This is a genomic window from Streptomyces sp. NPDC006551, assembly GCF_040611675.1.
Lineage (GTDB): Bacteria > Actinomycetota > Actinomycetes > Streptomycetales > Streptomycetaceae > Streptomyces.
Map to the genome: position 1 here is coordinate 20101 of NZ_JBEXOT010000007.1, position 16512 is coordinate 36612.

13 protein-coding genes are annotated in these 16512 nt (G+C 71.6%); 5 read left to right on the forward strand and 8 right to left on the reverse strand.

All coding sequences use genetic code 11. From position 1 onward, the window contains the following. Positions 1–34: 34 nt before the first annotated feature. Together ABZY12_RS10220 and ABZY12_RS10225 are read right to left on the reverse strand one after the other, a co-directional pair. Positions 35–826: an SDR family oxidoreductase gene (locus ABZY12_RS10220; protein WP_356888847.1), complete on the reverse strand. Its 792-nt coding sequence runs from the start codon at positions 824–826 to the stop codon at positions 35–37. Continuing rightward, complete coding sequence (locus ABZY12_RS10225; RefSeq protein ID WP_356888848.1) at positions 823–1959, reverse strand: acyl-CoA dehydrogenase family protein; 1137 nt, start codon at positions 1957–1959, stop codon at positions 823–825. Before ABZY12_RS10225 ends, ABZY12_RS10220 begins: the two co-directional genes overlap by 4 nt. A gap of 46 nt (positions 1960–2005) precedes the next feature. Here ABZY12_RS10225 and ABZY12_RS10230 point away from each other — a divergent pair, with 46 nt between their 5' ends. From ABZY12_RS10230 to ABZY12_RS10240, 3 genes are read left to right on the forward strand one after another with little or no spacing between them, the layout of a single operon-like run. Beyond that, entirely contained in the window at positions 2006–2860 is an 855-nt protein-coding gene (locus tag ABZY12_RS10230; RefSeq protein WP_356888849.1) for an enoyl-CoA hydratase, read from the forward strand. After that, positions 2860–4002, forward strand: a complete 1143-nt coding sequence (locus ABZY12_RS10235; RefSeq protein ID WP_356888850.1) for an acyl-CoA dehydrogenase family protein — start codon at positions 2860–2862, stop codon at positions 4000–4002. Before ABZY12_RS10230 ends, ABZY12_RS10235 begins: the two co-directional genes overlap by 1 nt. Then, a complete protein-coding gene (locus tag ABZY12_RS10240; protein WP_356888851.1) occupies positions 3999–4985 on the forward strand; it encodes an acyl-CoA dehydrogenase family protein in 987 nt (328 codons plus the stop codon). Before ABZY12_RS10235 ends, ABZY12_RS10240 begins: the two co-directional genes overlap by 4 nt. A gap of 8 nt (positions 4986–4993) precedes the next feature. Here the strand turns inward: ABZY12_RS10240 and ABZY12_RS10245 are convergent, their stop codons facing one another. Genes ABZY12_RS10245 through ABZY12_RS10255 form a run of 3 tightly spaced genes read right to left on the reverse strand, consistent with a single transcriptional unit; the run spans position 4994 to position 6712 of the window. After that, positions 4994–5521 (reverse strand): pyridoxamine 5'-phosphate oxidase family protein, encoded by a 528-nt coding sequence (locus ABZY12_RS10245; RefSeq protein WP_356888852.1) that lies wholly within the window; start codon positions 5519–5521, stop codon positions 4994–4996. A gap of 41 nt (positions 5522–5562) precedes the next feature. Continuing rightward, positions 5563–5937, reverse strand: a complete 375-nt coding sequence (locus ABZY12_RS10250) for a VOC family protein (protein WP_356888853.1) — start codon at positions 5935–5937, stop codon at positions 5563–5565. Between the two features lie 55 nt (positions 5938–5992). After that, entirely contained in the window at positions 5993–6712 is a 720-nt protein-coding gene (locus tag ABZY12_RS10255; RefSeq protein ID WP_356888854.1) for a VWA domain-containing protein, read from the reverse strand. 122 nt (positions 6713–6834) lie between these two features. On the opposite strand from ABZY12_RS10255, the gene ABZY12_RS10260 reads away from it, so the two are divergent. Then, positions 6835–7839: a hypothetical protein gene (locus tag ABZY12_RS10260; RefSeq protein ID WP_356888855.1), complete on the forward strand. Its 1005-nt coding sequence runs from the start codon at positions 6835–6837 to the stop codon at positions 7837–7839. Positions 7840–7966: 127 nt separating this feature from the next. Here ABZY12_RS10260 and ABZY12_RS10265 read toward each other — a convergent pair whose 3' ends face one another. From ABZY12_RS10265 to ABZY12_RS10275, 3 genes are all read right to left on the reverse strand, one after another. Continuing rightward, a complete protein-coding gene (locus ABZY12_RS10265; RefSeq protein WP_356888856.1) occupies positions 7967–9427 on the reverse strand; it encodes a glutamate synthase subunit beta in 1461 nt (486 codons plus the stop codon). Further along, positions 9420–13991 carry a glutamate synthase large subunit gene (gene gltB / locus ABZY12_RS10270; protein ID WP_356888857.1) on the reverse strand — a complete coding sequence of 1524 codons (4572 nt, stop codon included), beginning with the start codon at positions 13989–13991 and terminating at the stop codon, positions 9420–9422. Before gltB ends, ABZY12_RS10265 begins: the two co-directional genes overlap by 8 nt. A 426-nt stretch (positions 13992–14417) precedes the next feature. Next, on the reverse strand, positions 14418–15146 hold the full coding sequence (locus ABZY12_RS10275; RefSeq protein WP_356888858.1) for a VIT1/CCC1 transporter family protein: 729 nt from the start codon (positions 15144–15146) through the stop codon (positions 14418–14420). A 230-nt stretch (positions 15147–15376) separates the two neighbouring features. Here ABZY12_RS10275 and ABZY12_RS10280 point away from each other — a divergent pair, with 230 nt between their 5' ends. Next, the gene (locus ABZY12_RS10280; RefSeq protein WP_356888859.1) at positions 15377–16375 is read left to right on the forward strand and encodes an ADP-ribosylglycohydrolase family protein; all 999 of its coding nucleotides are present in this window, start codon (positions 15377–15379) and stop codon (positions 16373–16375) included. Positions 16376–16512 lie beyond the last annotated feature (137 nt).

The window sequence follows — 16512 nt, forward strand, 5'->3', positions numbered from 1 at the left end:
TTGGCGTGTTCGTCGGCACGTCACCATTCTCGTCCTATGGATGCCTGCTGCTGACGGAGACGGTCTCGCCGGTCATGTAGGAGGAGTAGCCGCTGGCGAGGAAGACGATGACGTTGGCGATCTCCCAGGGTTCGGCGTACCGCCCGAAGGCCTCGCGGGCGGTCAGTTCCTCCAGGAGTTCCGCCGAGGTGACCTTGACCAGGTGGGGGTGCATGGCGAGCGAGGGCGAGACGGCGTTGACGCGGACGCCGTACGCGGCCGCCTCGACGGCCGCGCAGCGGGTCAGGGCCATGACGCCGGCCTTGGCGGCGGCGTAGTGGGCCTGGCCGGCCTGGGCGCGCCAGCCGACGACGGAGGCGTTGTTGACGACGGCGCCGGGGCGGCCGGAGTCCCTGAAGTGGCGCAGTGCGGCCCGGGTGCAGCGGAAGGTGCCGTTCAGGGTGACGTCGAGGACCCGCGTCCACTGTTCGTCGGTCATGTCGACGAGGTCGGCGGTCCCGCCGAGGCCGGCGTTGTTGACGACGATGTCCAGGCCGCCGTGGAGCCGTACGGCGGTTCCGTACAGCGCCTGGACCTGACTCTCGTCGGTGACGTCGCAGGGCAGGGAGTCGACGCGGTCGGCGCCGAACTCGGTGCCGAGCGCGGCCTCGGTCTCCTTCAGGCGGCGGGCGTGGGCGTCGCTGACGAGGATCCTGGCGCCCTCCTCCAGGAATCGGCGGGCGGTGGCGCCGCCGATGCCGGCTCCGGCGGCGGCGGTGACGACGGCGGTGCGGCCGGCGAGGAGTCCGTGTCCCGGTATGTAGTCGGGGGCGGCGGGCGGTGTCATGGGCGCGGCTCCTTCGGGAGGCCGAGCACCCGCTCGGCGATGATGTTCCGCTGGATCTCGCTCGATCCGGCGTAGATGGTGTCGGCGCGGGAGAAGAGGAACAGCCGCTGCCAGGTGTCGAGTTCGTACGGTTCGCCCGCCACGACCGTGGAGGCGGCGCCGCACACCTCCATGGCGAGATCGCCGAGGTCGCGGTGCCAGTGCGACCAGTACAGCTTGGCCACGGAGGGTTCGGTTCCGCACAGGGCGTTCGCGCGCATGGTCTGGAGTCCGCTCCATGACCGGACGAGCCGGTCGCGGATGTGCGGGTCGGCGATCGCGCCGTTGCGCCGGGCGAGGGCGATGAGCCCTTCCAGCTCCCGGCGGAATCCGACCTGCTGGCCCAGGGTGGAGACGCCGCGTTCGAAGCCGAGGGTGGCCATCGCGATCCGCCAGCCGTCGCCGGGTGCGCCGACGACGTGGGCGGCGTCGGTGCGGGCCCCGTCGAAGAAGACCTCGTTGAATTCGCTGGTGCCGGTGAGCTGGGTGATCGGCCGGACCTCGACGCCCGGCTGGTCCATCGGGACGAGGAGGTAGGAGAGTCCGGCGTGCCGTCGCGAGCCGGGTTCGGTGCGGGCGACGACGAAGCACCACTGGGACTCGTGGGCGAGGGAGGTCCAGATCTTCTGGCCGTGCACCACCCAGGTGTCGCCGTCGCGGGTGGCGCGGGTGCGGACGGCGGCGAGGTCGGAGCCGGCGTCCGGTTCGCTGTAGCCCTGGCACCAGAGCTCCTCGACGGCCCGGATCGGGGGGAGGAAACGGGCCTTCTGCTCCGGTGTGCCGTAGGCGATGAGCGTGGGGCCGAGGAGCTGTTCGCCGATGTGGTTGACGCGGGCGGGGGCGTCGGCGAGGGCGTACTCCTCGTGGAAGGCGATCTGCTCCTCGATGCTCGCGCCGCGTCCGCCGTGCTCCTTCGGCCAGCCGACGCAGGTCCAGCCGTGTGCGGCCAAGTGCCGTTCCCAGGCGAGGCGTTCGGCGAACGCCTCGTGTTCGCGACCGGGACCGCCGAGGCCCTTGAGGCCGGCGAACTCGCCGGTGAGGTGGGCTCGCAGCCAGTCCCGTATCCCGGTGCGGAACTCCTCGACGCTGTTCATGGCCGTACGTTAACCTACCAAACACTTGTTAGGGAAGGATGCCCGGATGACCGACGATCCCGTTCTCCTCGAAACGCGCGGCCCGGTCGCGTACGTCACCCTCAACCGCCCCCGCTACCGCAACGCCCAGAACTCCGCGATGACCTACGCCCTCGACGCCGCCTTCTACCGCGCGGCCGAGGACCCCGAGGTGAAGGTCGTCGTCCTGGCCGGTGCGGGCGAGCACTTCTCCGCGGGCCACGACATCGGCAGCCCCGGGCGCGACGCCCATCTGCCCTTCGAGCGACGGGCCGGACTGTGGTGGGACCACTCCGGCCGGCAGGGCGCCGAGTCCCGCTTCGCCCGCGAGTCGGAGGTCTATCTGGGCATGTGCCGGCGCTGGCGCGAACTGCCCAAGCCGGTCGTCGCCTCCGTCCGGGGCGCCTGCGTCGCGGGCGGGTTGATGCTGGCCTGGATCTGCGACCTGATCGTGGCGAGCGAGGACGCGTTCTTCGCCGACCCGGTCGTACGGATGGGCATCCCGGGCGTCGAGTACTTCGCCCACCCCTGGGTGATGCCGCCGAGGATCGCCAAGGAGTTCCTCTACACCGGGGACCGGATGACGGCCCGCCGGGCGTACGAGATCGGCATGGTCAACCGGGTCGTGCCCCGCGAGGAACTGGCCGCGGCCACCGACCGGCTGGCACTGCGGATCGCGGAGATGCCCCGGCTCGGACTCGCCCTCACCAAACGGGCGGTGAACCAGGCCGAGGACCTCCAGGGTCTGCACTCCGGCCTGGACTCGGCCTTCGGCCTGCACCACCTCGCCCACGCGCACAACGCGGAGACCGCCGCCGACTCGCTCGCCGGAATGGACGTGACGGCGATGAAGGAGGCGGCGATGAAGGAGGCGGGCGCCTGATGGATCTGACGTACACCGCGGACGAGGAGGACTTCCGCGCGCGGGCGCGGGAGTGGCTCCGCGCCCACGTCCCTGACGAACCGCTGCCGTCCCTGGAGACCGAGGAGGGCTTCGCGGCCCATCGCGCGTGGGAGGCGGAGCTCGCCACCGACCGCTGGTCGGTGGTTACCTGGCCCGAGCGGTACGGCGGCCGGGACGCCGACATCTTCCGGTGGCTGATCTTCGAGGAGGAGTACTACGCGGCGGGGGCGCCCGGCCGGGTGTCGCAGAACGGCATCAACCTGCTGGCCCCCACCCTCTTCGACCACGCCACCGAGGAACAGCGGGCGCGTGTCCTGCCGTCGATGGCGACCGGTGAGGTCGTCTGGGCCCAGGCGTGGTCCGAGCCCGAGTCCGGCTCGGACCTGGCCTCACTGACCTCGCGGGCGGTCCGCACGGAGGGCGGCTGGCTGCTGTCCGGGCAGAAGACCTGGTCGTCGCGGGCGGCCTTCGCCGACCGGGCCTTCGGCATCTTCCGCAGCGACCCGGCCGCCGACCGCCCGCACCGGGGGCTGACGTACCTGATGTTCGACCTGCGGGCGCCGGGGGTGACCGTCCGGCCCATCGGACGGCTCGACGGGAAGCCGGCCTTCGCCGAACTCTTCCTCGACGAGGTCTTCGTGCCGGACGAGGACGTGATCGGGGAGCCCGGCCAGGGCTGGCGGATCGCGATGTCCACGACCGGCAACGAACGCGGGCTGACGCTCCGCTCCCCCGGCCGCTTCCTGGCCGCCGCCGACCGTCTCGTACGGCTGTGGCACACGACCGGTGCGGACCCGGGCGTGCGGGACCGGGTGGCGGACGCGGTGATCGGGGCGCGGGCGTACCAGCTCTTCACTGCGGGCGGGGCGGCGCGCTTCGCGGCGGGCGCGACGATCGGGGCCGAGTCGAGCCTCAACAAGGTCTTCTGGTCGGAGTACGACATCGCACTGCACGAGACGGCGCTCGATCTGCTGGGGGCGGAGGGGGAGTTGACGGACGGGGAGTGGGCCGAGGGGTACGTCTTCGCGCTGGCGGGGCCGATCTACGCGGGGACGAACGAGATCCAGCGCGACATCATCGCCGAGCGGCTGCTCGGCCTGCCGAAGGGCCGCCGCCGATGAGGTTCCTGCCCACCGAGGAACAGCGCGCCTTCACGCGCTCGCTGGACGCGATGCTCACGTCCGCGGACACTCCGGCGGTGGTACGGGCGTGGGGTGCGGGGTCCCCGGAGCCGGGGCTCGCGCTGTGGACGCGGCTCGCGGAGGCGGGCGTGTTCGCCCTCGCGGTCCCTGAGCCGTACGAGGGGGTGGGCCCGCTGCCCGTCGAAGTGGCCCTGGCCTTCGTGGAGCTGGGCCGCCACGGGGTGCCGGGCCCGGTCGTCGAGACGACCGCGGCGGCGGCCCTGCTCGCGGAGCTGGCGCGCCGGGGCGATGACGGCCCGGCGAAGCGGCTGTTGCCGGGCATCGCCTCCGGCGAGACGGTGACGACGCTGGCGCCGCCCGTGGCGGCCGGCGGCCGCGCGCTCGACGCGGACGTCGCCGCGCTCACGCTGGTGGTCACCGGCGACGAACTCCGGATCGCCCCCGGCCACGGTCCCGTGCGGGCGTCCGCCGATCCGGCCCGGCGCCTCGCGCGGCCCGCGCCCGGCGGGAGGCTGCTCGCCTCCGGCCCCGCCGTCACCGCCGCCGCCGAGCACGCCGTGCGCTGGGCGATGCTCGCGACGGCCGCCCAGTCGGTGGGGGTGGGGCTGACCCTGCTCGACCGGACGGTCGCGTACGCCAAGCGGCGCACGCAGTTCGGCACGGCGATCGGGTCGTTCCAGGCGGTCAAGCACCGGCTGGCGGACACGCTGATCGGCTTGGAGTTCGCCCGCCCGCTGTTGTTCGGAGCGGCGCTGACCTTCGAGCGCGCCGATCTGGCCGCCGCGAAGGTCTCGGCCGGCGAGGCGGCCCACGCCGCGGCCCTCACCGCGCTGCGGATCCACGGCGCCGTCGGCTACACCGAGGAGCTCGACCTCTCCCTCTGGCTGCGCAAGGCCCGGCCGCTGCGGGACGCCTGGGGCGCCCCGTCCCGGTGCCGGGCCCTGGTGCTGGGTGCGTCATGACCGCCCGGTCATGAGTCCTCACGCGGCGGGCTGTCGTCGTTGCCGCGCCGGATCGTGCGTACCGGCCGTCCCGGCGTCCAGGTGCGGACGACCAGCTCGTCGCCCTCGACGGAGGTGCGGACCACCTCCGTCGGCTCCACCAGGAAGAGGTGGAACGGCGGCGGCGCGCCGACCTCCGTCGCGAACCGCTCGAGAGTCTCCGGGTCGGTGACCTCGGTGGCCCGCCCGGAGACGCGGACGTCGCCGCCGTCCATGTCGGTCCCGCCGCCCGGGTTGGCGAGCAGCGAGCACCGCGGGTCGCGCCGGAGGTCGAGCGCCTTGCGGGAGTTCGGCATCATCGCGAGCCACAACTCCTCGAAGCGGAAGTTCACTTCGAGGCCGGTGAGGCGTGGCGAGCCGTCCTTCCGTACGGTCGCGAGAACGTGATGGGTGTAGCGGCCGAAGCGCTCCCGTACGGTCGCGGCGAGCTCGGGCTCGGCGGCGGCGAAGGCCGACCAGGTCTGTGCGGTGTTCCCCGCGGTCTCTGTGCTGCTCATGGTTCGAGGGAACACCGGATACCCGACATCTCCTGTCCGGATTACTCCGCGCGTTCGCCGGCGGAACGCTCCACGCAGAACTCGTTGCCCTCGGGATCGGCCAGCGTCGCCCAGCCCGTCCCGTCGGCGTTCCGCCGGTCGCTCACCAGCGTCGCGCCCAGCTTCAGCAGCCGCTCGACCTCCTCGTCGCGGGTGCGGTCCTGCGGCTGGAGATCGAGGTGGACCCGGTTCTTGACCGACTTCTTCTCGGGCACGGTCACGAAGAGGAGCGCGGCGCCGGGCGCCTCCACCAGCGCCTCCTCGTCGCCCGGCTGGTCGTCGTCGGAAAGCCGGGAATCCAGCGCCGCGGCCCAGAACGTGGCCAGGGCGTAGGCGTCGGAGCTGTCGATCGTCACATGTCTCACCAGAGATGCCATGGCCTCACCCTTCCGCACGGGGAGCCGCTCCGGCCAGTGGATTACGCCCCGGGCGTCACGGCCGCACGATGCCCCGGGCCCGCGCCGCGGACAGCCAGACGGGGAACTCCGCGACGATCCGGTCGTACAGCTCCGCGTCCGGGACCCGGCGCGGGTCCTTGCCCGCGTGGAAGAAGCCGGCGTTGTCGACGGGCCGCTTGGCCGGGACCGCCAGCTCGTCCAGCTTGCGCAGGAACTCGAACTGCCGGCTGCCCGGGTCGCCGAAACCGATGAACTGCCAGAAGAGCGGCAGCCGCGCCGCCTTGCACAGATAGCGCTCGGCGGCGAGCTTGTTGATCGGCCCGCCGTCGGTCTGGAAGACGACGAGCGCGGGGGCCGTGGCGCCGCTGTCGAGATAGTGGTCGATGACCGCGTCCATCGCCAGGTGGTAACTCGTCTTGCCCATATGGCCGAGCCCGGCGACGATCCGGTCGATCCGGCCCTCGTGGTCGTCGAGCGCGATGTCGGTCTCGGCGTCGATGTCGGTGGAGAAGAACACGACCGGCACCCGCCCGTCGTCGTCCAGATTCGCCGAGAGCCCCAGCACCCGGTCGGCGAGCGCCTGGACGCTGCCGTCCTGGTAGTACGGCTTCATCGAGCCCGAGTAGTCGAGCACGAGATAGACGGCGACGCGCTGTCCGCTCATGCCGTGCTTCTGGAGCGAGACCCCGGCCGACTTGTACAGACTCACCAGCGCGGGTGCGGACTCCTCGACCTTGCGCAGACTCAGCGCCACGGACGCCTCCCCTCCATCGTGCCCCTACGAGGTGCCGAGCGTACGTGATCACCCGGGAGGGTCGAATCCGGAGCGTGTATCCACGGCCCATATGCGGCGGCGTGGCTCGCTAGCCTGTGCGAGTGAGGCCCACCACCCCGTACCGTCCGCTCGACATCACGATCCCCTTCCCCGAACTGGCGCCCTTCGCCCGGACCGGCACCCGGCTGCACCCACGCCGGGGTGCGCCGACGGCCGCCGACAGTTCGGTGGGCGGGCCGCTGCTGTGGCCGGCGGACGAGGAGTGGCCCGTCTGCCGTGAACACGGCAGGGTGCCGGGCGTACGGCCGGAGCGGGCGCGGCGGTACGAGACGATCGTCGAGACGGCCTGGGCGCGCCCCCGGCCGGCCGGCGCCGACGGCGTGCCCTACACCGACGCCGAGCGCGCGGAACTCGATGAGATGTCCCTGTCCGGCTACCAGCCGGACCGGCATGACGGAACCCCGCTCCCCCTGCTCGCCCTCGCCCAGTTCTACGCCCGGGACGTGCCCGACCTGGCGGCCTTCGCCCCGCCGGGGACGGATCTGCTCCAGGTGCTGTGGTGCCCCTTCACCGGCCACGAGGACGGCGGATCCAGTCACTTCGGCCCGTCGACCCGTCTGCGCTGGCGGCGGGCGGCGGACGTCACCGACCCCCTGTCCGTACAACCGGAGCCGCCGATCGTGGAACGGACGGGATATCTGCCGAGGCCGTGCGTGCTGTATCCGGAGCAGGTCGTGGAGTACCCCTTCGCGGACTATCTGCCCTCGGACCTCGTCGAGCGGATCGATGCCTGGGAGGACGCGTTCCGCGAGCGGGCCGGGGAGGCGGCACCCTGGTACCAGTACGATCTCTCACTCGCGCCCGGCTGGAAGGTCGGCGGCTGGGACTCCTGGCACAGGACCGATCTCGTACGGGTGTACTGCGCCGCCTGCGGCAGTGAGATGCGGGTCCTGTTGACCATCGACTCCTACGACTCCGGGGGCAGTTGGGGACCGTACCCGCCGGTGGCGCCGGCGACGGGGGTCAGCGTGGGCCGCGACGGCGAGTACCGGGCCTTCGTCTGCCCGTCGGACCCGTGGCACCCGCACCGTATGAGCATGCAGTAGCGACGGGCCGTTCGGAACGCGCCGCGGCGCCCGCCCAGTCGTCCGGTCGGGGACAGTGGGGCAGGCGCCGCGCTCAGTTCCGTACTCCGTTGTACGGGACGTCAGGTGGGGTCGTCGGACCCCGGGGTCAGACCGTCAGGGCACGGTCCGTCGGGCGGATCGGGGCCGGGAGGTCGCTCGCACCCGTCAGGAAGCGGTCGACTCCGCGCGCCGCCGAGCGGCCCTCGGCGATCGCCCAGACGATCAGCGACTGGCCGCGGCCCGCGTCGCCGGCCACGAACACGCCGTCGACGTTGGTGGCGAAGTCCGCGTCGCGAGCGATGTTACCTCGCTCGTCGAGGTCCAGACCAAACTGCGAGACGAGCCCGTTCTCGACGTCCGTGCCCGTGAAGCCCATCGCGAGCGTGACGAGCTGCGCCGGGATCTTCCGCTCGGTGCCGGGCTTCTGCGTCAGCTTGCCCTCGACGAACTCGACCTCGACCAGGTGCAGGAACTGGACGTTGCCGTCCTCGTCGCCCTCGAAGTGGGTGGTGGAGACGGAGTAGACCCGCTCGCCGCCCTCCTCGTGCGCCGAGGTGACCTTGTAGAGCATCGGGAAGGTAGGCCAGGGCTGGCCGGCCGCCCGCTCCTCGCCCGGACGCGGCATGATCTCCAGCTGCGTGACCGAGGCAGCGCCCTGGCGGTGGGCGGTGCCCACGCAGTCCGCACCCGTGTCGCCGCCGCCGATGACGACGACGTGCTTGCCCTCGGCCGTGATCGGCGGAGTGACGAAGTCGCCCTCGACGACCTTGTTGGCGAGCGGCAGGTACTCCATCGCCTGGTGGATGCCGTTCAGCTCCCGGCCCGGGACGGGCAGGTCACGGGCGGTCGTGGCGCCCGCGGCGATGACCACGGCGTCGTACCGCTTGCGCAGGTCCCTCGCCGTGATGTCGCGGCCGATCTCCACGCCGGTGCGGAACTTCGTACCCTCCGCGCGCATCTGCTCGATGCGGCGGTTGATGTGCCGCTTCTCCATCTTGAACTCGGGGATGCCGTAGCGCAGCAGGCCGCCGACGCGGTCGGCGCGCTCGAACACGGCGACCGTGTGGCCGGCCCGGGTCAGCTGCTGGGCCGCGGCGAGACCCGCCGGACCCGAGCCGATGACCGCGACGGTCTTGCCGGACAGACGCTCGGGCGCCTGCGGCTTGACGTCGTTGCCGTCCCACGCCTTGTCGATGATGGAGACTTCGACGTTCTTGATGGTGACGGCCGGCTGGTTGATGCCGAGCACGCACGCGGCCTCGCACGGAGCCGGGCACAGACGGCCGGTGAACTCCGGGAAGTTGTTGGTGGCGTGCAGCCGCTCGGACGCCTGCGCCCAGTCCTCGCGGTAGGCGTAGTCGTTCCACTCGGGGATGAGGTTCCCGAGCGGGCAGCCGTTGTGGCAGAACGGGATGCCGCAGTCCATGCAGCGGCCGGCCTGCTTGCTGATGATCGGCAGCAGGGAGCCGGGAACGTAGACCTCGTTCCAGTCCTTGACTCGCTCGCCCACCGGCCGGGTCTTGGCGACCTCGCGCCCGGTGGTCAGGAAGCCCTTGGGGTCAGCCATTGGTCGCCGCCTCCATCATCTTCTCGGTGGTCTCGGCCTCGGAGAGACCGGCGAGCTCAGCGGCGTCCTTGGCGGCGAGCACTGCCTTGTACGTGGTGGGGATGATCTTGCTGAAACGGCCCACGTTGACGGACCAGTCGGCGAGGAGCTTCTCGGCGACGGTCGAACCCGTTTCCTCGTGGTGGCGGCGCACGACATCGTGCAGCCAGGCCTTGTCGGAGTCCGACGGGGCCTCGATCGCCTCCAGGTTGCCGGAGTTGACGTTGTCCCGGTCGAGGTCGACGACGTACGCGACGCCGCCGGACATGCCGGCCGCGAAGTTACGGCCCGTCTCGCCGAGGACGACCGCCGTACCGCCGGTCATGTACTCGCAGCCGTGGTCGCCCACGCCCTCCGAGACGACCAGCGCGCCGGAGTTGCGGACGCAGAAGCGCTCGCCGGTGCGGCCGCGCAGGAACAGCTCGCCGCCGGTCGCGCCGTACGCGATGGTGTTGCCCGCGATGGTCGAGTACTCGGCCAGGTGGTCGGCGCCCCGGTCCGGGCGGACGATCACGCGGCCGCCGGAGAGGCCCTTGCCGACGTAGTCGTTGGCGTCGCCCTCCAGGCGGAGGGTGACACCGGCCGGCAGGAAGGCGCCGAAGGACTGGCCGGCGGAGCCGGTGAAGGTGATGTCGATGGTGTCGGCGGGCAGACCGGCGCCGCCGAACTTCTTCGTCACCTCGTGGCCGAGCATGGTGCCGACCGTACGGTTGATGTTGCGGATCGCGACCTGGGCCCGGACCGGCTGCGCCTCCTCGGCGGAAGCCGCGCCCAGCGCCTCGGCGGCGAGCTCGATCAGCTCGTTGTCGAGGGCCTTCTCCAGACCGTGGTCCTGCTCGATCAGGGCGTGGCGGACCGCGCCCTCGGGCAGCTCGGGCACGTGGAAGAGCGGAGCCAGGTCGAGGCCCTGCGCCTTCCAGTGCGTGACCGCGCGGCTGGTGTCGAGCAGCTCGGCGTGGCCGACGGCCTCTTCGAGGGTACGGAAGCCCAGCTCGGCGAGGAGTTCGCGGACCTCTTCGGCGATGAACTCGAAGAAGTTGACGACGTACTCGGCCTTGCCGGAGAAGCGGTCGCGCAGGACCGGGTTCTGGGTGGCGATGCCGACCGGGCAGGTGTCCAGGTGGCAGACGCGCATCATGACGCAGCCGGAGACGACGAGCGGCGCGGTCGCGAAACCGAACTCCTCGGCGCCGAGCAGCGCGGCGATGACGACGTCACGGCCGGTCTTGAGCTGGCCGTCGGTCTGGACGACGATCCGGTCGCGCAGGCCGTTGAGCAGCAGGGTCTGCTGGGTCTCGGCGAGGCCGAGCTCCCAGGGACCGCCCGCGTGCTTGAGACTCGTCAGCGGAGAAGCGCCCGTACCGCCGTCGTGGCCGGAGATGAGGACGACGTCCGCGTGCGCCTTGGAGACACCCGCGGCGACCGTGCCGACACCGACCTCGGAGACCAGCTTCACGTGGATGCGGGCCGCCGGGTTGGCGTTCTTGAGGTCGTGGATCAGCTGGGCCAGGTCCTCGATGGAGTAGATGTCGTGGTGCGGCGGCGGCGAGATGAGGCCGACGCCGGGCGTCGAGTGACGCGTCTTGGCGACCCACGGGTAGACCTTGTGGCCGGGCAGCTGGCCGCCCTCGCCGGGCTTGGCGCCCTGCGCCATCTTGATCTGGATGTCGTCCGCGTTGACCAGGTACTCGCTCGTGACACCGAAGCGGCCGGAGGCGACCTGCTTGATGGAGGAGCGGCGCGCCGGGTCGTACAGGCGCTCCGGGTCCTCGCCGCCCTCACCGGTGTTGGACTTGCCGCCCAGCTGGTTCATGGCGATGGCGAGGGTCTCGTGCGCCTCGCGGGAGATCGAGCCGTACGACATGGCGCCGGTCGAGAACCGCTTGACGATCTCGGAGACCGGCTCGACCTCGTCGAGCGGGATCGAGGGGCGGTCGGAGGTGAAGCCGAACAGGCCGCGGAGCGTCATCAGGCGCTCGGACTGCTCGTTCACCCGGTCCGTGTACTTCTTGAAGATGTCGTACCGCTTGTTGCGCGTGGCGTGCTGCAGGCGGAAGACGGTCTCCGGGTCGAACAGGTGCGGCTCGCCCTCGCGGCGCCACTGGTACTCGCCGCCGATGTCCAGCGCGCGGTGCGCGGAGGGGACGCCGGAGACGGGGTACGCCTTGGCGTGGCGGGCGGCCACCTCCTTGGCGACGACGTCGAGTCCGGCGCCGCCGATCTTGGTGGCGGTGCCGTTGAAGTACTTGTGGACGAAGGCCTCGTCGAGGCCGACGGCCTCGAAGACCTGGGCGCCGCGGTAGGAGGCGACGGTCGAGATGCCCATCTTGGACATGACCTTGAGGACGCCCTTGCCGAGGGCGTAGATCAGGTTCCGGATGGCCTGCTCGGGCTCCAGGCCCTCGATGAAGGTGCCGGCGCGGACCAGGTCCTCGACCGACTCCATGGCGAGGTACGGGTTGACGGCGGCGGCGCCGTACCCGATGAGGAGGGCCACGTGGTGGACCTCGCGGACGTCGCCGGCCTCGACCAGCAGGCCCACCTGGGTGCGCTGCTTGGTGCGGATGAGGTGGTGGTGGACGGCCGCGGTGAGCAGCAGCGACGGGATGGGCGCGTGCTCGGCGTCGGAGTGCCGGTCGGAGAGGACGATCAGGCGGGCGCCGCCCTCGATCGCCGCGTCGGCCTCGGCGCAGATCTCCTCGATGCGGGCGGCGAGCGCGTCGCCTCCGCCGGAGACCCGGTACAGGCCGGACAGGGTCACGGCCTTCATCCCGGGCATGTCGCCGTCGGCGTTGATGTGGATGAGCTTGGCCAGCTCGTCGTTGTCGATCACCGGGAAGGGCAGGGTGACGCTGCGGCAGGAGGCCGCGGTCGGCTCCAGGAGGTTGCCCTGCGGGCCCAGCGAGGAGCGCAGGCTCGTCACCAGCTCTTCCCGGATGGCGTCCAGCGGCGGGTTCGTGACCTGCGCGAAGAGCTGGGTGAAGTAGTCGAAGAGCAGCCGGGGGCGCTCGGACAGGGCCGCGATCGGGGAGTCCGTACCCATGGAGCCGAGCGGCTCGCCGCCGGTGCGGGCCATCGGGGCGAGGATGACGCGGAGCTCTTCCTCGGTGTAGCCGAAGGTCTGCTGGCGGCGGGTGACCGAGGCGTGGGTGTGGACGATGTGCTCGCGCTCGGGGAGGTCGGAGAGCTCGATCTCGCCGGTCTCCAGCCACTCCTGGTAGGGGAGTTCGGCGGCGAGGCCGGCCTTGATCTCGTCGTCCTCGATGATGCGGTGCTCGGCGGTGTCGACGAGGAACATCTTGCCGGGCTGCAGGCGGCCCTTGCGGACGACCTTGGCGGGGTCGATGTCGAGGACGCCGACCTCGGAGGAGAGGACGACGAGGCCCTCGTCGGTGACCCAGTAGCGGCCGGGGCGCAGACCGTTGCGGTCGAGGACCGCGCCGACCTGGACGCCGTCGGTGAAGGTGACGCACGCGGGGCCGTCCCAGGGCTCCATCATCGTGGAGTGGTACTGGTAGAAGGCGCGCCGGGCCGGGTCCATGGTGTCGTGGTTCTCCCACGCCTCCGGGACCATCATCAGGACGCTGTGCGGGAGGGAGCGCCCGCCGAGGTGGAGCAGCTCCAGGACCTCGTCGAAGGAGGCGGAGTCGGAGGCGTCCGGGGTGCAGATCGGGAAGATCCGCTCCAGGCTCTTGCCGTCCGTGCTCTCGCCGAAGAGGTCGGAGACGAGCTGGGACTCGCGGGCCACCATCCAGTTGCGGTTGCCCTTGACCGTGTTGATCTCGCCGTTGTGCGCGACGAAGCGGTACGGGTGGGCCAGCGGCCAGCTCGGGAAGGTGTTGGTGGAGAACCGGGAGTGGACCAGGGCCACGGCGGTGGCGCAGCGGCGGTCCGACAGGTCCGGGAAGAAGGGCTCCAGCTGGCCGGTGGTCAGCATGCCCTTGTAGACGATGGTGCGGGCGGAGAGCGACGGGAAGTACGTCCCGGCCTCGCGCTCGGCGCGCTTGCGCAGCACGAACGCCTTGCGGTCGAGGACGATGCCCTCGCTGTCGCCGTCGGCGACGAAGAGCTGACGGAAGACCGGCATGGTGGAGCGGGCGGAGGCGCCGAGCAGCTCGGGGGCGACGGGGACCTCGCGCCAGCCGAGGACGTTCAGACCTTCTTCGGCGGCGATCGTCTCGATCTGCGAGACGGCCTGTGCGGAGCCGTCGGCAGGAAGGAAGGCGATACCGACGGCGTACGCGCCGGCGGCCGGAAGGTCGAAGTCGGTGACCTCGCGCAGGAAGGCGTCGGGGACCTGGAGCAGGATGCCGGCGCCGTCTCCCGAGTCGGGCTCGGAGCCGGTGGCGCCGCGGTGTTCGAGATTGCGCAGTACGGTCAGCGCCTGCTCGACCAGTGTGTGGCTGGCTACACCGGTGAGGGTGGCCACGAACCCGACACCGCAGGCGTCGTGTTCGTTACGGGGGTCGTACATCCCCTGCGGAGCGGGGCGACCGTCCATGGGCGACCAGGCGTCGGAACGCATCGGCTCTCCCGTCGTCGTCGTGGCATATGCAGCAGCCGAGGGACGACGTTGGCCCTCCGCGAAATTTCGTGCAGGTTACATGATGGCTGGCTTCTCGGGAAGCGGATAGCTCATTCCAGCATGCGGACACCGCTGACACGGAGCGGTGGCGTTGGTTCACGTGGGGACAGGTCGATCTTGCGGCGTTGGAAGGGGTTCGACGACCCATCGCGGAGCGAGCCTCATTGCCCGCAGCGCTTACGCCTCATGCCCGGTGGTCATCGACTCGAAACCGCCGAGTAACGGCTACATATTCAGCGCTATGCATAGTGTCTCACTTGAGCGGCGGATCCGCCCAGGGGATATACATCACAGCACCCTGGAGGGGACCCCGCCACAGGGCGGGGTCCCCTCCAGGAATCGCGGGTCAGCGCCCATGGCCCATGGTCAGAGCGCGGCGCCGAAGAGCATCCCGAGTCCGTACGTCACGGCCGCCGCCGCGCCGCCGAGGACCAGCTGGCGCAGTCCGCTGAACCACCAGCTGCGGGCCGTCACCCGGGCCACCAGCGCACCACAGGCGAAAAGCCCGAAGAGCGCGAGCAGCAGAGCCGGCCAGAGCGCGGTGGCACCGAGCAGATACGGCAGTACGGGAAGAAGGGCGCCCAGGGCGAACGAACCGAACGAGGAGACCGCGGCGACCATCGGCGACGGCAGGTCGTCGGGGTCGATGCCCAGCTCCTCGCGGGCGTGGATCTCCAGCGCCTGCTCCGGGTCCCTGGAGAGCTGCATCGCCACCTCGCGGGCGAGCGGGGGCTCGACACCGCGGGAGACGTACAGCGCGGCGAGCTCCTCCATCTCGTCGACGGGGTGCTTGCGCAACTGACGGCGCTCGACGTCCAGTTCCGCCTGGACGAGCTCCCGCTGCGAGGCGACCGAGGTGTACTCTCCGGCGGCCATCGAGAAGGCGCCGGCCGCGAGCCCCGCGAGTCCCGTGATGACGATGGTCTGCTGGGAGACCGCGCCACCGGCGACACCGGTCATCAGAGCCAGGTTGGAGACCAGTCCGTCCATCGCCCCGAACACCGCGGGCCGGAGCCAGCCGCCGTTCACGTCGCGGTGCGTGTGGTTGTCGCGGTGGGCCTCGTGAAGTGGCGCCTCGGCTTCGATGATGGACATGCTTCTCCCCTGACTTTCCGGCGGTCCGGACAGACCCCGCCGCCCTCAACACCTCGAAAGTACGCGCGATGTAAGGGGCGCGCCAGCAAGGCAGGCCGTACTTAGTAAGGCCCGCCTGATCTTCCGCGCGGGGTGTCAGCCGGGTGACAGAAACGATTCCGCGCACACCTCGGGCCCCTCGCGTGGCACAGATCCAGGAACCGCGGAAGGCGAGCGAGAGGGCGAGCGAGATGCGAACGACTGCCTGCGACACGCGCGAGCGGGCCAGGGGCGCGCTCCTCGGCCTCGCGGTCGGCGACGCGCTCGGCGCGCCCGCCGAGAACATGCGTCCCTCGGAGATCCGCCGCCGCTGGGGCCGGATCGAGGGCTTCGTGACGGACAGACCGGCCGGCACCGACGACACGGAGTACGCGATCTTCTCGGGGCTGCTCCTCGCCCGGCACGGCTCGGCCCTGACCGTCCAGCATGTGGAACGGGCCTGGCACCACTGGATCGCCGACCTGGACGAGGGCCCGTTCCGTGGAGCGGGGTTCTCGGAGCGCGGCACCCTGGAGAACCTCCGCCGGGGTCTGGCGGCCCCCATCTCGGCCCAGCACCGCCATGCCTGGTCGGACGGACTCGCCATGCGCGCCGCGCCCTTCGGGGTCTTCGCGGCCGGCCGCCCCGCCGAAGCCGCGCGGCTCGTCGCCATCGACGGCAGCGTCAGCCACGACGGCGAGGGCATCTACGGCGGGCAGGCGGTCGCGGCGGGCGTCGCGGCGGCGATGGCGGGCGCGTCGGTGACCTCGGTCATCGCGGCCGCGCTCTCCGCGGTCCCGATGGATTCCTGGACGGCCCGCTCGATGCGCCGCGCGGTGGTGGCGGCGCAGCGCGTCCAGCCCGACGCCCTGACGCGGGAGCGCACGGTCCGCTCGGCGGTCGTCATCGGCGGCTACCCCTGGACGGATCTGGCCCCGGAGGCCGTCGCCCTCGCCTTCGGCGCCTTCGCGGCGGCACGCGGCGACTTCCGTACGGCCGTGCTGACCGCGGTCAACATGGGCCGCGACGCCGACACGACGGCCGCGGTCGCGGGGGCGCTCGCGGGGGCGTCGGCGGGCGTGTCGGCGATCCCCGAGGAATGGGCGACGGCGATCGCCCCGGTGACGGGCAGCTGCCTCCCGTCGATGCGCGGCTACCACGTCCTGGACATCGCCGACCTGCTGACGACGGACGAGGAGGAAGCGGCATGACGACGCCGGACCCCGCCCACCGCGCCTACGGCTCCGCCCCCTACCCCACTGCCGCAGCCACCGCGGACACCCGTCCCGCCCCGAACCCCACCACCGCTGCCGCTGCCCCCGCCAGTGCCGCCGTGGGCGGTCGTCCC